Here is a 20,487-nt window from a genome sequence, read left to right on the forward strand (position 1 = left end):
CGCCGGGGGCTACCCCGACGGGCGAGATCGATGTCGTGTGGGTTTACGCCGACGGCATGGCTTCGTTGATGGCCTTGACCATGTCCTTGAAACCCATGTCTTTGGTGAGCTTGGCCGCGACGCTCATGTCTTTGGGGTTGATCACGAGGATGAAGCCGGTCTTTCCGCCGAATTCGTCCCAGACCTCGCCGCCGCCCATGGCGTTCATGAGGTAGCCCGCCTGCTCTCGGCCGGGCGTCGTCGTCTGGTCGAGGTTCACGAACAACACCGGCTCGCTGTCGAGCTTGGTGGTGAGGTCCTCGAAGGTGTCGCCCATCGCCTTGCACGAGCCGCACCAGTCCGCGTGGAACTTGACCACGACCAGCTCGGCCTTAGCGCTCTTCTTCTCATCCGCGTCGCCCGCCACCGCCGTCGACACGTTCAACGCGCCCACCACGATCATCGCCAAGGCCAACATCCCGATTGCACTGATCCGCTTCATCTTGAGTCTCCAGAAAAAGGTTGAAAGAAGTACGAGTCAAAAATTCATCGCGAGCGGGCCAGGCCCATGACCAGCCCGGCCTCGGTCCAGAGTTCGACGTCGACGCCGTCGACCGTCGCGGTTGCGGGGTCGAGCTGGGCCAGGCGCTCATCGGGGCGGACCTGGTAGAGCGTGTACGCCCCGCCGTCGGCATCCACCACGCGGAGCTGCGCGGCCATGCACCCCTGCACCGAGCAGTAACGCCCGCCCTGGAGGCTCAGGCCGCGCTCGGCGAGCGAGGCGGGCTCGATCGGGGTGAAGCCGAGCTTGTCGCTCATGAGCGAGAGGTCGGAAAAGACCACGGCTTCGTAATCGGGTTTGAGCGTCTTATTGTGGTTCAGCGCAATCTCCTGGGCGACCACACGGGTCAACCCCTCGCCGCCGGGCCACGCGAATACACCGCCGAGGACCAACGCCAGCAGCAAACCCGCCGCCAGGGCCATGCCCCTGGGCGACCCCGCCCAGAATGCCAGACCACGGGCAGCCCCCCCAGGCCGCCCGCGTCCGGGCGATGTCGCTTCGATGTCCCCGAGAATCTGGTTCAACTTCTCGGGGCGTAGCGTCTGCGATTCGTAGTAGGCGCGGACCTCGTCGCGGACGTCGGATTGGCGTTCATGATCGTTCATTGTTCCGCCTTTCTTCTGCTGGAGGTCTGGAGGTCGGATGCGGCCGGCTCACCCAAGCGGTCGCGGAGTTTCTTGCGGGCCCGGTGCAGCAGGCTGAGCACCGTGCCGCGTGGTCGGCCGAGCTGCTTGGCGGTCTCTCGGGCGGTGTACCCCTCGACCCAGGCCAGGAGGACCGCTTCGCGTTCGTCGTCGCTCAGGCAACGCAGCGCCGCCTCGACTGAGTCGGTCTGCACCAGCGTGGCCAGGACCCCGCCCTGGGCGTCCTCAGCGAACCGATACGCCTCGTCGCCCGTCTGCGTCTGGGGTCGGCGCTGCTGCTGGCGGTAGGCGTCGATGAACCGGTGCTTGATCGCCCGGAACAGCAGCCGACGCTTCCACGGGCCATCGGTCTTGGCCAGCGACAGGCACGCCTCGTGGAGCACGTCCTCCGCCGCCTCACGCTGGCGGGTCAACGCCAGGGCGTAGCGGTACCCGCTCTGGAGCAGGTCCTGCAGGTCTTCGGGTTCACGCGACATCGCCTTCACACCCTCACCAACGCCGATCGGGGCCGATTTGATTGCACGAATCCGAAAAAATCCGGATTTGCAGACGATCACGCCCGTTGCCCGATAAAACCGTGTTGAGACTGCGCTTGCGTTAAGCCCTCCCGACGAGGCCCGCAGCGGTTTTTGAGACGAAACGAATGGCAGAAGTCCTTGACCAGAATGAAGTTGACGCCCTGCTGGCCGCCGTGGATGCCGACGAGAGCGCTGCGGAAGCGTCCAACGAGGCGAAGGTGTTTTCCACCCGCCGCCGCCCCGGCGACGAAGACCTCGAAATCCGCAGCTACGACTTCAAACGCCCCGAACGGGTCTCCAAGGACCAGATGCGGGCCCTGGAAAACCTCCACGAGGCGTTCAGCCGGAACTTCGGGGCCGCCCTCTCAGGCTTCCTCCGCACGATTATGGAGGTCAAGGTCGCCAACATCGAGCAGATGACCTTCAGCGAGTTCACCCACTCGCTGCCCAACCCGACCTGCTTCAATCTGCTGTCCTGCGATCCGCTGGAGGGCAACATCTGCTTCGAGATCAGCCCGCTGATCATCTACCCCGTCATCGACCGCCTGCTGGGCGGGTCCAACGCCGAGCTGTTCATCCCCCAGCGTCCGCTGACCGCGATCGAAAACCGCCTGGTCAGTCAGATCCTGGCCCGGGCGATGACCGCGTTGCACGAGGCCTGGGCCAACATCATCGAGGCCGACTTCAAGCTCGAAGAGACCGAGTCCAACCCCGCGCTGGTCCAGATCGTCCCGCCCAACGAGGTGGTCGTCGTGGTGGGCTTCGAGCTGAAGATGGGCAGCCGGGCGGGCACGATGAGCCTGTGCATCCCATATGCCGTGATCGAGCCGGTCGTGGACAAGCTCAGCAGCCAATCCTGGTCGAGCTACAAGAAGCTCACCCGCGACGATCAGCTCCGCGAACGCATGGCCGGGTCGCTCGACTCGGCGCAAGTCGATGTCTCCGCCGTCATGGCCAACACCACCATGACCCTCCACGACCTGGTCAACCTCCAGGTCGGCGACCTCATCCTCACCGACAAACCCGCCACTTCGCCGCTCGCGCTGACCGTCGAAGGCAAACGCAAGTTCATCGGCCAGCTAGGCCAACACCGCGGCAACCGCGCGTACAAGGTGACGCGATCGATCCAGCCGAAGGACCGGGTGTGAGGGAGTAGGGAGTAGGGAGTAGGGAGTAGGGAGTAGGGAATCGTATTTCGAAAGCCCGCCGCTGCGTAGCTGCGGCGCGGCTCCTACCATCGCGTATGCCCCCCACCTTCGCGATCGACCTCGGCAGCAAACTCGCGGGGACCACCGTCGTGGTCCAAGGCGACCCCGAAACCCAGACGCCCCTGTCCTTCCACGCCTCAGCGAAGAAGCAGGACGCCGACGCGATGATCGCGTCGCTGTTGAGCGCTCACCCCGCCGCCACGGTCTACCTCGACGCCCCGCTCTCGCTGCCGGGCGTCTACCGCCAACTCGACGGCTTCGACGACTTCCACCTCCGCCGAGGCGACCGCGAACTCACCGCGATGTCCCCCATGTTCCTCGGCGGACTCACCGCCCGGGCCATGCGGCTCTCTGCGACGCACTCGCACTGCGTGTGGCACGAGGTCTACCCCGCCGCGCAAGCCAAACGCCTGGAACTTCCAAAGGATCAGTACAAAAAATCTACCGACGCGTTGCCTGAAATGACGCAGCAACTCGCCTCCTTGATCGGTGCCCCGTTTGATCGTCAAGTCGTCGCGACCTGGCACCACTTCGACGCCCTGCTCGCCTGGCTCACCGCCGAACGCCACGCAACAGGCGAAGCCCAAAGCTACGGGCACCCCGACGAAGGCGTCATCCTCGTCTAAGCTGATTCACCCCGCGACCAGCGCATCCGCCCGCTCGCGGATCGGCACCACACGTGCGTGGCTCACCAGCAAGATCGGGCTCATCACGATCGTCCCGATCGCGTACGCATCCGCCCCCGCCGCTTGGTATTCGTCGAGCTCGGCCGCGCTGCGGATCCCGCCGCCGCCGATGATCGCTACGTCTTGCCCCCACGGCAGGTCGCGGATCGCACGGATGCACTGCAACGCCACGGGCTTGAGCGGGTACCCGCTCATCCCCCCCGCCGGGACCGGCAGCGTGTTGCAGCAGTGAAACACCCGCACGCCCTGGTCGTAGGCCATCTGCGCCATCGCCTCATAATTCACCGGCGGCAGCTTCACGATCACCGGCACGCCCGTCGCCACCGCCCGCGTAAACAGATCCTCGGGCCAGTCGATGTGCCCGACATTCGGGCAGCTCATGTTCAACTCCATGCCCATCGGCTTCATCGCGGACAGCCGCTCGATCAGGTCGAACCACTCGCCGTCGTTGAAGCCGTGGATCGACACCAGCTTGTCAGAGAGGTCGAGCTTGCCCGTGGCGACCTTCTTCTCGACCCAGCCGATGCCGGGGTTGCGCAGCCCGATCTTGTTGATCCACGCGCGGGCCCGGGGGTAGTAGCGGACGGTCTTGAGGATCCGCCACACCCGGCCGGGCCGGTCCTCAACCGTAAACGTGCCCAGCGTGGCGGTGCAGCCCGAGGGCCGAATGTAGTTGCCGAACGGGGCCGAGACCGACAACGGCCTGATCCCGGGGACGACGGCTTGCAGGCGAGAAACTTGATCGGGGGATTCGCTCATGATCGGCTGGCGAGTATAACGAGACGTATGCAACGGGTGTCCGGGTACCTGAAAAGCGTGTTGGACGAGGTGATGCCCCGCGGGGTGGCGGTCGCGTTGGACCAGGCCGAGGACTGGTCGGCCGACGCCGCCGAGCGGTATTGCCCGCGGTGTGGGGCCTCGGCCGGGCCGGGCGCGGTGACCGCCCGGGGATGTCCGTTCTGCCTCGACCAGACGATCCACTGGCACCGCCTCACCCGGCTCTCGGCCTACGCCGACCCGCTCGACGGCTGGATCAAGGCGATGAAGTTCGGCAAGCAGTGGAGCTGGGCGAGGTGGTTCGGCGAACAACTTGCCCAGCAACTCGGCAAGCCGCTGGATGAAAACAAACTCGTGGTCTGCCCGGTGCCGATGCCTTGGATGCGGCGGTGGTCGCGCGGGTTCAACCAGTCGCGGCTGATGGCCGAGGCGTTGGCGGATGTGCGCGGCTACCCGTGTCTCGAAGCGCTCAAACGCACCCGCCACACCGCGCCGCAGACGACGGTCGCGGCGTCACAACGCCCCGCGAACGTGCGCGGCTCGCTGGCGATGCGGCCCATCGACCTTACGGGATACGACGTGATTCTCGTCGACGACATCAAGACCACTGGATCGACGCTCAACGCTTGTGCGCGGCTACTCAAACAGGCCGGAGCCCGCAGCGTGCACGCCGCTGTCGCCGCGGTGGCGGACCCGAAAGGACAGCACTTCAAATCTTTGTAGTCATTAGCCGCTTGCGGCTTAGCGCTAAGCCGCAAGCGGCTACGCGGTTACCACACCACCTCCACCTTGCGCCCCGCGTCGGCACTCTCCACCGCCGCGAGCACCATCGCCAGACTCTTGATGTTGTCCTCGTACGGGCATTCGACCGACACCGCCCCATCCGACAGCACGTGCTCGGCAAACTGGCGAATCAGATAGCCGTGGCCCTCGTCGGCCATCTCGATAAGCGGGATGTCGACCTGCGTCTTCTCGCGGATGAACCCCTCAGTCTGGCCGGGCGTCACGACCTCGCACTTCATCGCGTCGGCCCCGTCCCAGGTGATCGTGCCCTTGGCCCCCACGATCCGCCAGTCGGCTTCCCACGTCGTGTCGCAGCCCTCGTTGCACCACGAACCGCGGTAGGTGTAGACGACGCCGTCGGTCATCTCGAAGATCGCCGTGGCACAGGCATGCCCGTCGTACCACGAGTGCTTGGGGTTCCACGCGTGGCAGTAGACGCTCACCGGATCGGCCCCCGAAACCTGCCGGGCGTTGTCGAACGTGTGGATCGCCATATCCAGCACCAGCGGGTGGGCCATCGCGTCGCGGAAGCCGCCGAAGTGGGCGCCGATGTAGAAATCGCTGTGCAGCTCCGCGAGATCACCGATCCCGTCCGCCGCGACAAACTTTTCGAGTGACTTGAACCCCACAAGCGGCCGACGCGTCTGCGTCACCGCGTAGGTCTTGCCCGAGGCCTTTGCCGCCGCGACCATCGCCCGGGCTTTATCGAGCGTGTCGCTCATCGGCTTCTCGCCCAGTACGTGACACCCCAACTCAAGCGCCTCGATCGTCACCTTGTCGTGAGCCACGGGCACCGTCACGTCGAACACCGCGTCCGCGCCGGTCGCCTCGACCGCGGCCTTGAGCGAGTCGAAGACCAGATCGTGCGAAAGCTCGAACCAGTCCGCCATCGCGACCGCCGCGTCGCGGTTCAGATCGACCAGTCCAACCAATTCGATCGTGTCGAGTTCCACCGCGTGCTTGACCCACTCACGGGCCATGCCGCCGCAGCCGACCACCACCGTCTTCATCTTCGACGCCATCGCAACTCCTGGGCGGGAATATTCAACGTAGGGTGGGCACCGCCCACCACCAAGCATTTCGAAACTCTGCAGTGGGCGGTGCCACCCTACCGCAACGGCCCGAAGCTCAGCCGCGCAGCTCGGCCCCGACCGCTTCGGTCAGCGACTTGAGCACCGCTGCGACCTGCGGGTCGACCTGATCGTGACGCAAGGTCGTGGCGGGATCACGGAACGCCATCCGCAGACTCACGCTCTTCTTGCCCTTGGCGATGGGCTTGCCGCGGTACACGCCGATGAACGCGAGGTCTTCCATCATCTCCGGCTTCGCCGCGACGACGGCCGACTCGACCTGCGACCACGACACACCCTCATCAACGATCACCGACAAATCACGCTCAATGCCCGGGAACTTCGGCAGCGCCCCCACCTCACGCACCGGCGGGAACAACGCCAGGAGCGCCGCCAAATCCAACTCGGCTGCGACCTGGGCCGTCTGCACATCGAACCGGTCGCGTGTCTTGTCGCCGATCAGGCCCATGACGCCCACCGCTGTGTCGCCGACGAAGACCGTACCCGCCGCGGAGAACTCGCCGCCATTTTCGATCGGCTCGACGCGGACCGTGCCCAAGGCTTTCGCCCCGCCCAGCGCTTCGACGACCTCGTCGATACCACCACGCAGTTCACGCAACGCCTCATCGACATCTTCCGCGTCACGCAGCATCGCCAGCATCACCGTCTCGACGGTTTGGCCGTCCACGACCTTCCACGTCGATGCGGTCTCGAACAGGCGGACGCCGTGGTTGCCCGCATCCTGGTTCAGCTTCCGGCAGGACAGCAAGCTCGGCAGCGCCGACGGCCGGAGCATCGGCTCGTCTTTCTTGTGGTCGCCTTCGAGCATCAATGGTTCGGCCCCGTCGGGCAGGAACGGCTTGGCCAACTTCGGCCGGATGAAGCTGAAGGTGATCGTCTCGTGGTAGCCGTGGGCGACCATGACGTCGCCGATGGCCCTCTTCGCCTGCACGGTGGCCTGCGGCGGCTTGGCGATGAGCTCGAGCTTGGGCTTGATCGGGATCGCGTCCATGCCGTGGAGGCGGGCGATCTCTTCGATCAGGTCGACTTCACGTAACAGGTCGAGACGGAACGTCGGGATCATCGCGGTGACGGTTTCGCCGTCGGCCGCGGCGTTGAGCCCGATACGGTTGAGGTAGTCTGCCTGCTGCTCGGCCGAGAGGTCCAGCCCCAGCAGCTGCCGGCAACGCTCGGCCCGCAGCGACAGCATGGCGGGCTCGTTCTCCTGGTCCGCCAACGGCCCGACGCGGATCACGCCGTCCGCCAGCGTGCCGCCCGCGAGTTCAACGATCAGTGCGGCAGCGCGTCGGCTGGCGGTGCCCACGCCGACCGGATCCACGCCACGCTCGAAGCGGAAACTCGAATCGCTGGCGAGCTTGAGCGCCCGGCTGGTCTTGCGGACCTGAAGCGGCTCGAAGATCGCCGACTCCAGCAAGATGTCGGTCGTCTCCTCGCCGACCTCCGAATCCAGCCCGCCCATCACGCCCGCCACGGCCTGGGGTTTCTCGGCGTCAGCAATCACCAGCATGCCTTCACGCAGCTCGTGCTTCGTGCCGTCGATCGCGTTGAACTTTTCGCCCTTGGTCGCGCCACGCACGACGACTTTCCGGCCCGCCAATTTGCCCATGTCGAAAGCGTGCAGCGGCTGGCCGAGTTCGAGCAGCAAGAGGTTGGTCACGTCCACGACGTTGTTCACGCTGCGGAGCCCGACCGCTTCGAGCTTGGCGACCAGCCAATCCGGGCTCGGGCCGACCTTCACGCCGGTGATCACGCGGGCGGTGTACAGCGGGCAGGCCTCGGGCTGGGTGCTGTGATCCACGCTGGTCAACGACTCGACCGATTCGCTGCCCGCGTCCGGCAGCTCGGCCGGGGGACGCTTGAGCTCGGCCCCGGTCGCCGCCGCGACCTCACGGGCCACGCCGACGTGGCTGAGGCAGTCGCCGCGGTTGGAAGTGACCTCGACATCGAACATGACATCGCCCTTGGCCGGGCCCTCGTCGATCTCGATGGTGTCTTCGATCGGGAAGCCGTGGCCGGTCAAGAGGTCGTCCACCGCGTCATGGGCGACGGGGGTGCCGAGGTAGTCGTTGAGCCAGTTCAGACTGATTTTCATAGGGCCGAGAGTTTACCCGCCCCCGCCCGGCATCGCAGGGCAACCCACTTTCACACGCTTCACCGCTAACATGCGGGATCATGCTACTCCGCCGCCCCACTGCCCTATCGCCCGCCTGGCTCACCGCGGTGCTGCTGTGCGCGGGCGTGCTGGGTTTGGTCGGCTGTGAATCGGCCGAGCGGCAGGCCGTGATCGAGGCCACCGCCTACCCACCGGACTTCACGCTCGAATTCTTCGTGCAGTCCCAGCCCTGGCCCGGCGAAACCCCCGCCCCCGACGAGCGACCCGCCCAGCACACCGTGACCCCCGACCGTACGCTCCGTGCCGCCCTGGGCCCGGGCGTCTCCCCGAAATTCCACCCGCCCGCCACCGCCACGCTCTCGCCCACCGACATGGCCGGGCTCTACCGGTTGGCCGAGCAAGCCGCGGCCCACGAGGCCACGCTGGTCCCCATGTCCGGGTCGTCCCACCCCGAGGTCGTCTACCGCCTGTCAATCACCGCCCGCGACCAAACCACCGACCTCCGCACCACCCCCGACCGCAATCCCCCCGCCAAACAGCTCCTGGACCGCCTGATCGAGCTCCGCGGCGGACGTTGACGGTTTTCCGGGATTTGCCTACAATCTTGGATTCCCTCAACCCTCACCCGGCCCATCGGCCCAGGCCCCGGAGTCCCCCATGATCGAAGCTCTCAAAGACGACACCGTGATCAACGCCCTCGGCGGACGCTTCAAGTTCACCTCGCTGGTCCAGCACCGCGTCCGTGAACTCATGGACGGCGACCGCCCGCTGGTCGAACGCAACGGCCGCACCGACTTCGAAGTCGCCGTGCAGGAAGTCGTCGAAGGTAAGATCACCCTCGAGCTCCCCGCCGAAGACGAAGAGTAAACCTCTTCCCTCAACCGAATTCCATGAAGCCCACCGGTGAAATCATCGGTGGGCTTTTTCGTTGCTCTACAATGGTGGCATGCCCGAAGACGCCTCCAACCTCGCCGGCCGCAAGATTCTCGTCGCCCTCACCGGCGGGATCGCCGCGTACAAGACCGCCACGCTCGTCAGCCGCCTCGCCCAAGCCGGGGCCGAGGTCCGCGTGATCATGACCGAGGCGGCCACGAAGTTCATCACCCCACTCACGCTCCAGTCCCTGTCGGGCCACCCCGTACTCACCAGCATGTGGCAACACGACGACCGCCCCGACTCCCAACACGTCGGCCTCGCCCGCTGGTGCGACCAGATGGTCATCGCCCCCTGCTCCGCCGACATGCTCGCCAAGCTCGCCGCCGGACTCACCCCCGACTTGGTCAGCCTCACCGTCTGCGCCCTGCCCAGCGACACCCCGCTGCTCGTCGCCCCCGCGATGAACGCCGACATGTGGGACTCACCGATCGTGCAACGCAATCTGCAAACCCTGCGCGACCTCCTGCCCAACTTCAACGAAGTCGGCCCCGCCAAGGGTTGGCAGGCCTGTCGCACGAGTGGGAGCGGGCGGATGAGCGAGGCCGATGAAATCAAGCGAAGCCTAGTCGATATATCCATCGGTACTGATGAATGAGCGATGCAACAACTCAACCAGCAACGCCTCATTCGTTCTGGTTGCGCGTTGCTTTCCAACCGGCCAGCCTCGAATACGCTGTTCTATATCTGCTCGCTGGAACGATCCTGATCATCGCATCGGATGCCACGGTTCCTGCCTCATGGTCGATCTTTATTGGATCGAGCATGGTCTTTAGTGCTTGGTATCTCGCAGCAAGACTTGGCGTATTTTTCTTCGTTGCCGTACGCAAAAAAAGTAATGTTTTTTCTTATCTACCAAACTGGCTCGTTGCCATATTGCCACTGGTATTGATGTTAACTGCTTCTACTACAGATCTAGATCTCAAGGTCCGTCTTTGGCTATGCCAGAGTTCAATTCAAAAGGACGCAGAATGGATCATGGACCTACAAGAACACCAACAATTATATTTTGTTGAAAACAGCGGCCTACGCACTACCGGATTTTGGAGCTTGTTCACCGGGACGGTGTTTCATGCCGATAGCAAATCGGTCTGGTACAAAACGTCAAGGGGCGATTGGCTTGTAGGACGCGGTTCTATCTTCGGTGGAATCATCTACAGCCCGGATAATGAACCACATTTACCTGGCGACCTAGCTTGGAACCATCTATATGGCCCGTGGTGGGTTTGGCGCTGTACTGACTGAGCAAACACTATCGCTGCAGCCGTAGATCCCCCCGCTCGTTGAACGGGTCGGACCACTTCTCGTCGGTGTAGACGTTGCTGCCGGTGAGGGTTTCGAGGAAGGCGATGAGGTCATGGCGTTCCTGGCGGGTGGCGTCGAGCAGCTGGGGTAGGCCGTCCTTGATCATGCGGGGGTCGAGGTTGGTGTTGTCGTCGTTGGGCTGGCGGAAGTCGTAGTGGGCGAAAAGCGCATTGATGTTCGTCGCGGCACCGGCGTGGAACATGCCGCCGTTGAGGTCCCCATCAGGATGGACGAGGTCACGCAGGGTGGGCGAGCGGGTCACGTTCAGGTCCACCGGATTGCCCCGGCCCGGCGGCGAAGGGCGCACAAAGCCGTTGTTCAGCGAGTCCGGCACGATCGCGAACTCGGGCGGCACGTGGCATTCGGCACAGTTGAACCCGCCGCCGACCCGCCGGGCCGCGAGGAAAGAATCGGTGCTGGCGTTACGGGCGTTCGGCCTCCGCCGTGGCGTATGCTCGTCCTCGACCCACTCGAAGTCTTCGAAGAACAGCCGCTTGCCGTTGTTCTCCGAGGCGGTGAAGTTCGGGAAGTCGTCCAGCTCCGAGTCGACCTGGGCCCGCCCCTCGTCGTACTTCGAGTCGAACGACTGGATGCTCCGGACAAACTGGGCTAGCGCCAACTGCATCCGCTCTTCGGTGATCTGGCTGTCGCCGAACGCCATCTTGAAGAGCTTGGGGTAGTAGCGGGTGTCTTCCATCTTCTCGATGAGTTCATCGAAGCCGGGGCCGCCGTCTTCACCGCTGTACCCCATCTCGGCCTGGTTCCGGATGGGCAGGGTCATCTGCGCCTCAAGCGACTCGGCCGACTCGTCCCAGCGGAACTTTGTTTCGTCCCCGAATCGGACATTGACCAAACGCATCGAATGACGGTTGGTGAGTTGGCCGTCGATGCCTTCGCTGCGCTCGGCCGTGTCGGAGAAGGCGTGCTCCTGCTGATGGCAACTCGCACACGAGATCGAGTTGTCCGCCGAGAGTCGTTTGTCGTAGAACAGCACCCGGCCGAGGGTCGCGCCTTCGTCGGTGATCGGGTTGTTCAGAGGCGTGTTGTCTTGGGTGATGTAGGACGGGATGTCCTGGTCTGCGTAATTGAAAAGACGCGTGATGGTGATCACGCCCGTGACCTTCGACAGGGCCGGGCTCGCCGCGAACGCCAAGACCAATAGAACCAATAACAGAGCAACCGGCGGGTATCTCATGGCCGTAGAACGCCACCAGCCCCCTGCTATTGCATCCAATTCAGCTCAGCGTTTTCTCGACCTTCCAGCCAAACCCCTTGCGGTTGTCGATCCAGCGGAGCCAGGTCGGGCGGAAACGATAAAAACTCTGCTGTTCTGCAGCCGAGCGGAGCTGAGGCATCGAATTCACAAACTCGAACTTGCCGGTGTACAGCTCCCAGACGTGGTTCCACTCGGCTTGACCGTGGGAGATGGCGAGGTCGACGGTGCCGTGGATCTGAAGGCCGTGGATGAGCTCGGGGACGTCCTGGTGGGCGTAGATGGTGACCGCGGCGCGGGGATTCTCAATCAGGTGCTGGCTGTGCTTGGAGTCGGTCGAGCTGATCCAGTGCAGGCACCAGTTGGCGTCGTGGGCGTATTGGAGGTTGGCGGCGTGGGGCTGGCCATCCGAGCCGAAGGTCGCGAGGCTCGCGGTCCGGCAGGTGGCGAGGAAGAGTTCGATTTCCTGATTGAAGGCGAGGTCGTCCGTCATGGGGGCAGTATAAAGCCGCGGCCGACCGCGGGGTGCGGTCGGCCGGGAGGTTCGTTGCGATTGGGGAGCACAGGCACCCCGGGTCATTGCCCCGGGGCTAACGTTTTTACACAGCCAGCTTGGCGCCGATGCGTTGGAGCGCTTCTTCGACGTTTTCACGGCTGTTGAAGGCGCTGATGCGGAAGTAGCCTTCGCCGGATGCGCCGAAGCCGCTACCGGGGGTGCCGACGACGTGGGCTTCGTTGAGAAGCTGGTCGAAGAAGTCCCAGGAGCTAACGCCGTCGGGGGTCTTGACCCAGACGTACGGGGCGTTGATCCCGCCGAACACGGTCATGCCCGCGGCGATCAGCCCTTCGCGGATCAGGCGGGCGTTTTCCATGTAGAAGCCGACCAGCTCTTCGATCTGGGCCTTTCCTTCTTCGCTGTAGGCCGCCTCGGCCCCGCGCTGGACGATGTAGGACACGCCGTTGAACTTGGTGGACTGACGGCGGTTCCACAGGCCGTGGATCTCCACGTCGCTGCCGTCGCTGGCCTTGCCGGTCAGGCCCTTGGGCACGACGGTGAAGGCGCAACGCGTGCCGGTGAAGCCCGCGTTCTTCGAGAAGCTGCGGAACTCAATCGCGCACTTGCGAGCGCCTTCGATCTCGTAGATCGAGTGCGGCACGTCTTCATCGGTGATGAACGCGTGGTAGGCCGCATCGAACAGGATCAGCGTGTTGTTCGCCAGGGCGTAGTCGACCCACGCCTTGAGCGTCTCACGGCTGGCGGTCGCGCCGGTGGGGTTGTTGGGGTAGCAGAGGTACACCACGTCCACAGGCGACTCGGGCAACGCGGGCTCGAAGCTGTTCGCATCGGTCATCGGCAGGTAGACCAGGCCTTCGTAACGCCCGTCTTCGTTGGCCCCGCCGGTGTGGCCGGCCATGACGTTGGTGTCGACATACACCGGGTAGACCGGGTCGCACACAGCGATGGTGTTATCGTGGCCGAGGATGTCTAGGATGTTGCCGCTGTCGCATTTGCTGCCGTCGGACACAAAGATCTCCGAGGCATCGATTTCGCAGCCGCGGGCCTTGTAGTCGTGGTCGGCGATGGCTTCACGCAGCCAGGCATAACCCTGCTCGGGGCCGTAGCCGTGGAAGGACTCGCTCTTGCCCATCTCGTTGACGGCGCGGATCATCGCGGTGCGGATCGCTTCGGGCAAAGGCTCGGTCACGTCACCGATGCCGAGCTTGATGAGCTTGGCCTCGGGGTTGGCTTCGGCAAAGGCGTTGACGCGGCGTGCGATCTCCGGGAAGAGGTAGCCGGCGGCGAGCTTGAGGTAATTGTCGTTGATACGGGCCATGGTTAAATCCAATCATGTTGCCGCAGATTTCGCAGATGAACACAGATTAAAACCTGGTCATGCTGTTTCGAAAATCTGCGTAAATCTGTGAAATCTGTGGCTAAGCGGTTTTCTCGTTTGCGAACTGTTTCGCGGCTTCGAGGGCGTCGGGGAGTTTAGCAGGGTCTTTGCCGCCGGCCTGGGCCATGTCGGGTCGGCCGCCGCCGCCGCCGCCCACGATGGGGGCGACGTGTTTGATCCAGTCGCCGGCCTTGAAGCCGCCTTCGATCATCGGCTTGGGCACCGAGGCGATCATCGCGACCTTGCCCGACTCGGCGTCGGCGGTGGCGAGGAACAACGCGCTCTCGCCGTGCTTCTTGCGGACGACATCCATCGCCGAGCGGAGCGTCTTGCCATCGGCCCCGGGGACCTCCGCCACGATGACCCCCCCGGAATGTTCCTCGGCAATGGCTTGCGCCGCGGCAACGACGCCTTGCTCGGCCTGGTTGCCCTGCTGCTTCTGGTAGGCCTTCACCTTCTCGCCGAGCTCGCCGAGGCCCAGACGGATCGCGTGGGTGGCGGACAACGGCAACGTCGCGGCCTCGGCCGACTTGGTGATGGTTTCGATCTGCTGAGCCAGCGATTCGACCGGCGCATCTTTGAGCATCTCGACTCTGCTGGCGAGTTGCTGTCCCGTGGCCACGGCTTTGTGGGCCGCGGGCCCGGTGAGTGCGGTCACACGACGTACACCCTTGCTGACCGATTCCTGCGACACGATGCAGAAGCCCTCGGCGTCGCCGGTCTTGGCGAGGTGCGTACCGCCGCAGAACTCGATGCTGTAGCCGGGCCAGTCGGCGTTGTCGGGGTCGCTGATCAGATCGTTCACGGGGACGCCGATCGACACGACGCGGACCATCGGCGGGTACTTCTCGCCGAAGACTGCACGAAGGCCGTTGATCTTCAGCGCGTCTTCCTGCGGCACGACCTGGGCGTACACCGGCAGGTCCTTGGCGATGTCGTCGTTGACCTGCTTCTCCACCGCAGCGATCTCTTCGGGCGACAGCGCGTTGCCGTGGGAGAAGTCGAAGCGGAGCTTTTCGTCGTCGACCAGCGAACCCTTCTGGTTCGCCTCGTCGTTGACGTGGTCCCGCAGGGCACGGTTCATGACGTGGGTGGTCGTGTGGTTGTTCTGGGTGAGGGCACGGCGTTTAGCGTCGACGGCCAGGGCGACTGAAGTCGCCCCGCCCTGCAGCGTCCCTGCGAGGACTTCACCGAGGTGGAACGTGACGTCGCCGACCTTGACGGTGTCGGTGACTTTGACGCGAGCACCGTTGGTGAACTGCAGCGAGCCGGTGTCCCCCACCTGGCCGCCGGCCTCGGCGTAGAACGGGGTCTGGCCCAGCACGACCGCACACGGCTTACCCGCCTCGACCTGCTCGGCCACCTTGTACAGTCCGCAGTTGGTGCCGACGCGGAAGACGTGGACCGAAGTCTCAACGCCCATCGCTTCGGTCTGGCCGTAGCCGGTGAAGTCGGTCTTGGGCAGGTCGTTCTGTTGCACGAGTTCGACGAGCGACGCCTTGGCGTCGGCCCCGCCGCCTTCGCCCTTGGAAATCTCGGCGTGCTTGGCTTTGGCTTGGTCGTAGCCCGCTTGATCCACGGTCAGGCCGCGTTCATCCGCCATGACCTGGGTCAGGCTGAACGGGAAGCCGTAGGTCGCTTCCATGTCGAAGGCGGTCTCGCCGTCGAGCGTCTGACCAGACGACAAGCCTTCGAGGGCCTTGTCGAAAATCACGATGCCTCTTTCGAGTGTCGCGCGGAACGCGATCTCTTCTTCTTCGAGTTCTTTCGCCACGGCTTCCGCAGCCGGGCCGATCTCGGGGAAGACATCGCCCATCAACTCGACCACTGCCGGCACGAGCTTGTAGAAGAACGGCTCGGTCACGCCCAGCGTCTGGTGGCCGAAGCGCACCGCGCGACGCAAAATCGTCCGCAACACCGCGTCGCGCCCCTTGTTGCCGCAGTGGGCGCCGTCGGACAACGCAAAAGTCAACGCACGGATGTGGTCAGCGATAACGCGGTAGGCGGTGTCGATCGGATTGCTGAGCGTGTCTTCGCCGCCGTCGTAGGGCTTGGCCCCGGTGACCTTCTGGATCGCCGCGAAGATCGGGGTGAACACGTCGGTGTCGTAGTTGCTGGTCTTGCCTTGCAGCACACGGACGATGCGTTCGAAGCCCATGCCGGTGTCGACGTGCTTGGCGGGCAGCGGGACGAGGCCGCCGGACTGCTGGCGGTTGAACTGGATGAACACGAGGTTCCAGATCTCGACGACCGTGTCCTGGCCGTCGGCGTTGACGAGGCTGCCGCCGGATTTGTCGGGGCTGCGGTCGTAGTGCAGCTCGGAACACGGGCCGCAGGGGCCGGTGTCGCCCATCTCCCAGAAGTTGTCTTTCTTGTTGCCGGGGTGGACGTGGTCGGCGGGCAGGTGCTTCAGCCACATGTCGCGGGCTTCGAGGTCGGGGTCGAGGCCTTCGCTTGCGTCGCCTTCGAAGTAAGTCGCGTGCAGACGCTCGGGGTCGAGGCCCCACCACTCCTCGGAAGTCAGCAGTTCCCAGGCCCAGTCGATGGCTTCCTGCTTGAAGTAGTCGCCAAACGACCAGTTGCCCAGCATCTCGAAGAAGGTGTGGTGGTAGGAATCCTTGCCCACATCGTCGAGGTCGTTGTGCTTACCGCCGGCCCGGATGCACTTCTGTGTGTCGACCGCGCGGGTGTAGTCCCGGCTGCCGGTGCCCAGGAACACATCCTTGAATTGGTTCATGCCCGCGTTGGTGAACAGCAGCGTCGGGTCGTCGTGGGGGACGACGGGCGACGAGGGCACCGCGGCGTGGCCGGCCTTCTGGACGAAGAAGTCGATGAACTGCTGGCGGATCTGGTTGGCGGAGTTTCCGGGGGCTGGGTTGGGCATAACGTTAAGTTTCTGGAGCGTAGGGCAGACGCGGAACGGGGTGCCGTCCGAGAACGCCGTGGGAATCGCGGAGTATAGCTGATCGACCACGCCGGGCGTGCTAGGCTTAGTCGCCATGATCGAACAGCCCACCGATCCGGATCGCCCCAACCTCGTCGTCATAGGCGGCGGTTTCGCGGGCCTGGCGTTCTGCCAGAACTGCAAGGTGCCCACCCGGCCCAACGCCCCGGCCCCCGAGATCATCCTGATCGACAAGCAGAACCACCACCTGTTCCAGCCGCTGCTGTACCAGGTCGCCATGGCGGGACTGGCCGCGACCGAGATCGCCGCCCCGCTGCGGGCCGTGCTGGGCAAACGCCAAGACATCACCTGCCTGATGGACGAGGCCACGTCGATCGACCCCGTCAACAAGAAAGTCGTCATGGGCGACCGCGAGATCGCCTACGACTACCTCGTCCTCGCCGCGGGCGGCCGGACCAGCTACTTCGGCAACGACCATTGGGAAAAACACGCCCCTGGGCTCAAGACGCTGCACGACGCCCTGCGTATCCGCCGCCGGGTGCTGACCGCGTTCGAGAAGGCCGAAACGATTCTCGACACCGCCGAGCAGGAACGGCTGATGACCATCGTCGTGGTCGGCGGCGGGCCGACGGGCGTCGAGCTTGCCGGGGCGATGGGCGAGCTCGTGCAAAAAGTCTTCCACCGCGACTTCCGCCGGATCGATGTGCGGACCGCCCGCGTGATCCTGATCGAAAGCAACGAGCGCCTGCTCAAGGTCTACCCCGAAGAACTCTCCGCCAGCGCCCAGCGCCAGCTCGAGCAGCTTGGCGTCGAAGTCCGGCTCGGGGTCCGCGTCAGCAACGTCCACGACACCCACGTCGAGCTCAACGACGGCACCTCGATCCAGACCCGCAACGTGCTCTGGGGCGCGGGCGTCGCCGCCAGCCCGTTGACCGCCGCCTTCGCCGACTCGGCCGAGCTCGACCGCGGCGGGCGGATCAAGGTCAACCCCGACCTCTCGGTGCCGGGCCATCCTGAGGTGTTTGCCGTGGGTGACCTCGTGAACCTCACCACCAAAGACGGCGACCCCGTGCCCGGCGTCGCGCCCGCGGCGCTACAGATGGGCAAGCACGTCGCCAAGCTCGTGGAACACGAGTTCAAGCACGGCAAGCAGCCGCCCGAAGCCCGCGAGGCCTTCGAGTATTGGGACAAAGGCTCCATGGCGACCATCGGCCGAAAGCGTGCGGTGGCGTGGGTGGGCAAGCTCAAGATCAGCGGCTTCTTCGCCTGGGTGGCGTGGCTGGGCATCCACCTGATGTTCCTCGTGACCTTCCGCAACAAGGTCAGCGTGCTGGTGCAGTGGTGCTATTCCTACCTCGCGTTCCGCCGCGGAGCCCGGATCATCATCCCGAAAAACGACGACAAACCCGACCAGCCCGGGGTAAGGGATTAACCGCCATCGCGGGCCACACGTTCGCGTTAAGATGATGCCGCATGACCGCCGTCAACCTTTACTTCCAGATTCACCAGCCCCACCGCCTGCGACGGTACAGCGTCTTCGATGCCAGCTCCCACTACTTCGACGACGACGCCAACGAACAGATCCTGCGCAAAGTCGCGGCCAAGTGTTACCTCCCCGCGACCCGCATCCTGCTCCAGCAGGTCAAACGACACGCCGGCGACTTCCGCCTCGCGTTTTCCATCACCGGCTGCGTGCTCGATCAGCTCCGCCAACACTCCCCGGATGTAGTCGACAACTTCCGCAAGCTCTCTCAGACCGGCTGCGTCGAGTTTCTCTCCGAGACCTACGACCACTCGCTGGCGTCGATCTATAACCACGACGAATTCATCAGCCAGGTGCTCCGCCACTCCGAGGTGATCGACGACCTGTTCGGCCAGACGCCGGTGGTCTTCCGCAACACCGAACTGATCTACAGCAACGCGTTGGCGAGCCTGGTGGACCACGCCGAGCCTTTCCGCGGCCGGTTCCGCGGCGTGCTGACCGAGGGGGCCGACCAGGTCCTGGCCGGCCGCTCGCCCAACCGGGTGTACGGCTCGCCCGAGGGCCTTCCCCTTCTGCTGAAAAACTACGAGCTCAGCGACGACATCGCGTTCCGCTTCACCAACCCGATCTCACCGGGCGTGAAGCTCAAAGCCACGCGGTACGCCGCGAAAATCGCTTCGCTGGAAGAGCAGGAAGCCGCGAAAACCGGCGGGGACATCTCCGAGAGCGTGTGCAACCTCTTCATGGACTTCGAGACGTTCGGCGAACACCAGTGGAAAGACACCGGCATCCTCGACTTCCTCGCCGAACTCCCCGGCGCAATACTTTCCTCGGGACAGCGTTTCCTGACCCCCCGTGAATCGATCGACGAGTTTGAGCCGGTGGACACGTTCGACTGCCCGCAGTCGATCAGCTGGGCCGACAGTGAACGCGACCTCTCGGCCTGGGCGGGCAACGCGATGCAGGCCTCGGCCCTGAACGAGCTGTACAAGCTCCGCGAATCCGCCATCAACTGCTCCGACCCCGAGGCCTACCGCGACTGGCGTCGGCTGAGCACTTCCGACCACTTCTACTACATGTGCACCAAGTACTACGCCGACGGCGACGTGCACCAGTATTTCAGCCCGTACGAATCGCCGTACGACAGCTACATCAATTTCATGAACGTGCTCGACAACCTGCGGGCGCGCTGCGACGCCTCGGCCGCTCTGGCGTAAGCCGCTTGCGGCTTAGCGCAACTCACAGCGACCCGCTAAGCCGCAAGCGGCTACGGGCAGCGAATCCGTAAACAACGAGATGTTCATTTCCCGGCCGCCGGGTTCGCCACGTCGACGCCCATCTCGGTTTTCATGCGGTCCAACACGCCGGGCAGGAGGATGAACGCGGTGTAGTGGTTGCCGTTCAGCCAGACGTGGTGGGAGTCTTCGAGGCCGATGGCTTGAGACAGCAGTTCCGCGTTTTTTGCGGGCACCACCGTGTCGTCTTTCGCGTTGAACATCCAGGTCGATTTCGGGTCCAGGCGGTGGGCGATGTGCAGGGGTTCCACCGGATCGATGAGAGCGCGGAGCTTATCGCCGGAGTAGCCGTAGTGCTGCAAGGCCCCCCGGACGTGGAACGCGTCTTTCTGGCCGTTCTCGAGGATGTCCACACCGTCGCCGCCCGACAGGAAGAGGAATGTCTGGTTGAAGCAGCCGTCGAGCGCCGCGGCCGAGGTCGCAATAAAGCTGCCCAGGCTCGTGCCCTGGATGGCGATGCGGTCGTTGTCGATGTCCGCCAAGCCCGCTTCGTCGAAAGCGCAGATCACATCGTACGCCCGTCGGCAGTCGCCCACCGCCTGAGCCGCGTTAACCAGCGTGGTCACCCCGGTGAACTTCCGGTCTTCTTCCACCCGGCTGGCGTACCCGGGCAGTTCGATGACAAAGGCGTGCACGCCGCGCTGCTTCAAACCTCTGGCAAGTAACGTCGCTACCGGCAGGTCGGGGTGGAGCGTGTGGACCAACAGTACGGCCGGGCTCTTGGGCCCTTGGGCATCAGGCCCCCGTCCATCATCCGCCTGAGCTTCTGCGGGGCGATACCAACGCAGCACCGCCGTATCGATCCCCTCATCCCCGCTGGGTTTGGGCGAAGCGAATGTGACCACCGCATCGAATTCCTGGCGCGGGGTCTCGTGGACTTCGAACGCAAACGGCCCGCCCTCCCACGCCAGCGTCGCCAACACGTCCCCGGCCTGAGCCTGACCGTCCACCACTTCGCCTAGACTATCGACCGCCTCGAACGCCCGAGGCGTGTCCTGCGACCACGCGGGCACCGCCGCGGCCGACCACACCACCAGGGCCAAAAGGAGAATTCGCATCATCCAAACATGATATCGACCGTTTGGGCGATTCGATCC

Annotated in this window: 20 protein-coding genes; 9 read left to right on the plus strand and 11 right to left on the minus strand. The window is 64.4% G+C overall.

The window, feature by feature from the left end:
• Positions 1–43 precede the first annotated feature (43 nt).
• The 3 genes from HNQ40_RS00805 to HNQ40_RS00815 are packed head-to-tail and all read right to left on the minus strand — an operon-like array spanning position 44 to position 1,661.
• Positions 44–481: a thioredoxin family protein gene (locus tag HNQ40_RS00805; RefSeq protein ID WP_184675414.1), complete on the minus strand. Its 438-nt coding sequence runs from the start codon at positions 479–481 to the stop codon at positions 44–46.
• A 44-nt stretch (positions 482–525) separates the two neighbouring features.
• Positions 526–1,146, minus strand: a complete 621-nt coding sequence (locus HNQ40_RS00810) for a hypothetical protein (RefSeq protein ID WP_184675416.1) — start codon at positions 1,144–1,146, stop codon at positions 526–528.
• Complete coding sequence (locus HNQ40_RS00815) at positions 1,143–1,661, minus strand: RNA polymerase sigma factor (RefSeq protein ID WP_184675418.1); 519 nt, start codon at positions 1,659–1,661, stop codon at positions 1,143–1,145. Before HNQ40_RS00815 ends, HNQ40_RS00810 begins: the two co-directional genes overlap by 4 nt.
• Before the next feature lie 167 nt (positions 1,662–1,828).
• Here HNQ40_RS00815 and fliM point away from each other — a divergent pair, with 167 nt between their 5' ends.
• Together fliM and HNQ40_RS00825 are read left to right on the plus strand one after the other, a co-directional pair.
• Entirely contained in the window at positions 1,829–2,851 is a 1,023-nt protein-coding gene (gene fliM / locus HNQ40_RS00820) for a flagellar motor switch protein FliM (RefSeq protein WP_184675421.1), read from the plus strand.
• Positions 2,852–2,946: 95 nt separating this feature from the next.
• Entirely contained in the window at positions 2,947–3,537 is a 591-nt protein-coding gene (locus tag HNQ40_RS00825) for a DUF429 domain-containing protein (protein ID WP_184675423.1), read from the plus strand.
• Positions 3,538–3,543: 6 nt separating this feature from the next.
• On the opposite strand, the gene HNQ40_RS00830 is transcribed toward HNQ40_RS00825, so the two are convergent.
• Positions 3,544–4,356, minus strand: a complete 813-nt coding sequence (locus HNQ40_RS00830) for a hypothetical protein (RefSeq protein ID WP_184675425.1) — start codon at positions 4,354–4,356, stop codon at positions 3,544–3,546.
• Between the two features lie 27 nt (positions 4,357–4,383).
• Between HNQ40_RS00830 and HNQ40_RS00835 the strand changes: the two genes are divergently transcribed.
• Positions 4,384–5,097: a ComF family protein gene (locus HNQ40_RS00835; protein ID WP_184675427.1), complete on the plus strand. Its 714-nt coding sequence runs from the start codon at positions 4,384–4,386 to the stop codon at positions 5,095–5,097.
• 47 nt (positions 5,098–5,144) lie between these two features.
• On the opposite strand, the gene HNQ40_RS00840 is transcribed toward HNQ40_RS00835, so the two are convergent.
• Both HNQ40_RS00840 and pheT read right to left on the minus strand, forming a co-directional pair.
• Positions 5,145–6,179: a Gfo/Idh/MocA family protein gene (locus HNQ40_RS00840; RefSeq protein ID WP_184675429.1), complete on the minus strand. Its 1,035-nt coding sequence runs from the start codon at positions 6,177–6,179 to the stop codon at positions 5,145–5,147.
• A gap of 106 nt (positions 6,180–6,285) precedes the next feature.
• A complete protein-coding gene (gene pheT, locus HNQ40_RS00845; protein ID WP_184675431.1) occupies positions 6,286–8,340 on the minus strand; it encodes a phenylalanine--tRNA ligase subunit beta in 2,055 nt (684 codons plus the stop codon).
• Between the two features lie 80 nt (positions 8,341–8,420).
• Between pheT and HNQ40_RS00850 the strand changes: the two genes are divergently transcribed.
• The 4 genes from HNQ40_RS00850 (at position 8,421) to HNQ40_RS00865 (ending at position 10,539) form a co-directional block, all read left to right on the plus strand.
• Positions 8,421–8,939 carry a hypothetical protein gene (locus HNQ40_RS00850; protein ID WP_184675433.1) on the plus strand — a complete coding sequence of 173 codons (519 nt, stop codon included), beginning with the start codon at positions 8,421–8,423 and terminating at the stop codon, positions 8,937–8,939.
• A gap of 79 nt (positions 8,940–9,018) precedes the next feature.
• Positions 9,019–9,228 (plus strand): DNA-directed RNA polymerase subunit omega, encoded by a 210-nt coding sequence (locus HNQ40_RS00855; RefSeq protein WP_184675435.1) that lies wholly within the window; start codon positions 9,019–9,021, stop codon positions 9,226–9,228.
• A 79-nt stretch (positions 9,229–9,307) separates the two neighbouring features.
• Entirely contained in the window at positions 9,308–9,892 is a 585-nt protein-coding gene (locus tag HNQ40_RS00860) for a flavoprotein (RefSeq protein ID WP_184675437.1), read from the plus strand.
• Positions 9,889–10,539, plus strand: a complete 651-nt coding sequence (locus HNQ40_RS00865) for a hypothetical protein (protein ID WP_184675439.1) — start codon at positions 9,889–9,891, stop codon at positions 10,537–10,539. Before HNQ40_RS00860 ends, HNQ40_RS00865 begins: the two co-directional genes overlap by 4 nt.
• 7 nt (positions 10,540–10,546) lie before the next feature.
• On the opposite strand, the gene HNQ40_RS00870 is transcribed toward HNQ40_RS00865, so the two are convergent.
• From HNQ40_RS00870 to alaS, 4 genes are all read right to left on the minus strand, one after another.
• A complete protein-coding gene (locus tag HNQ40_RS00870; protein WP_184675441.1) occupies positions 10,547–11,794 on the minus strand; it encodes a cytochrome-c peroxidase in 1,248 nt (415 codons plus the stop codon).
• Positions 11,795–11,834: 40 nt separating this feature from the next.
• Positions 11,835–12,305 carry a pyridoxamine 5'-phosphate oxidase family protein gene (locus HNQ40_RS00875; RefSeq protein WP_184675443.1) on the minus strand — a complete coding sequence of 157 codons (471 nt, stop codon included), beginning with the start codon at positions 12,303–12,305 and terminating at the stop codon, positions 11,835–11,837.
• 106 nt (positions 12,306–12,411) lie between these two features.
• A complete protein-coding gene (locus HNQ40_RS00880; protein ID WP_184675446.1) occupies positions 12,412–13,647 on the minus strand; it encodes an LL-diaminopimelate aminotransferase in 1,236 nt (411 codons plus the stop codon).
• 100 nt (positions 13,648–13,747) lie between these two features.
• Positions 13,748–16,708, minus strand: a complete 2,961-nt coding sequence (alaS, locus tag HNQ40_RS00885) for an alanine--tRNA ligase (RefSeq protein ID WP_221435317.1) — start codon at positions 16,706–16,708, stop codon at positions 13,748–13,750.
• On the opposite strand from alaS, the gene HNQ40_RS00890 reads away from it, so the two are divergent.
• Together HNQ40_RS00890 and HNQ40_RS00895 are read left to right on the plus strand one after the other, a co-directional pair.
• Complete coding sequence (locus HNQ40_RS00890; RefSeq protein ID WP_184675450.1) at positions 16,707–18,044, plus strand: NAD(P)/FAD-dependent oxidoreductase; 1,338 nt, start codon at positions 16,707–16,709, stop codon at positions 18,042–18,044. The genes alaS and HNQ40_RS00890 overlap by 2 nt on opposite strands.
• Positions 18,045–18,085: 41 nt before the next feature.
• On the plus strand, positions 18,086–19,312 hold the full coding sequence (locus HNQ40_RS00895; RefSeq protein WP_184675452.1) for a glycoside hydrolase family 57 protein: 1,227 nt from the start codon (positions 18,086–18,088) through the stop codon (positions 19,310–19,312).
• A gap of 83 nt (positions 19,313–19,395) precedes the next feature.
• On the opposite strand, the gene HNQ40_RS00900 is transcribed toward HNQ40_RS00895, so the two are convergent.
• Positions 19,396–20,448, minus strand: coding sequence for a hypothetical protein (locus HNQ40_RS00900; protein ID WP_184675454.1), 1,053 nt, complete (start codon positions 20,446–20,448; stop codon positions 19,396–19,398).
• Positions 20,449–20,487 lie beyond the last annotated feature (39 nt).

It is taken from the genome of Algisphaera agarilytica, from assembly GCF_014207595.1.
GTDB classification, from domain to species: Bacteria; Planctomycetota; Phycisphaerae; order Phycisphaerales; family Phycisphaeraceae; genus Algisphaera; species Algisphaera agarilytica.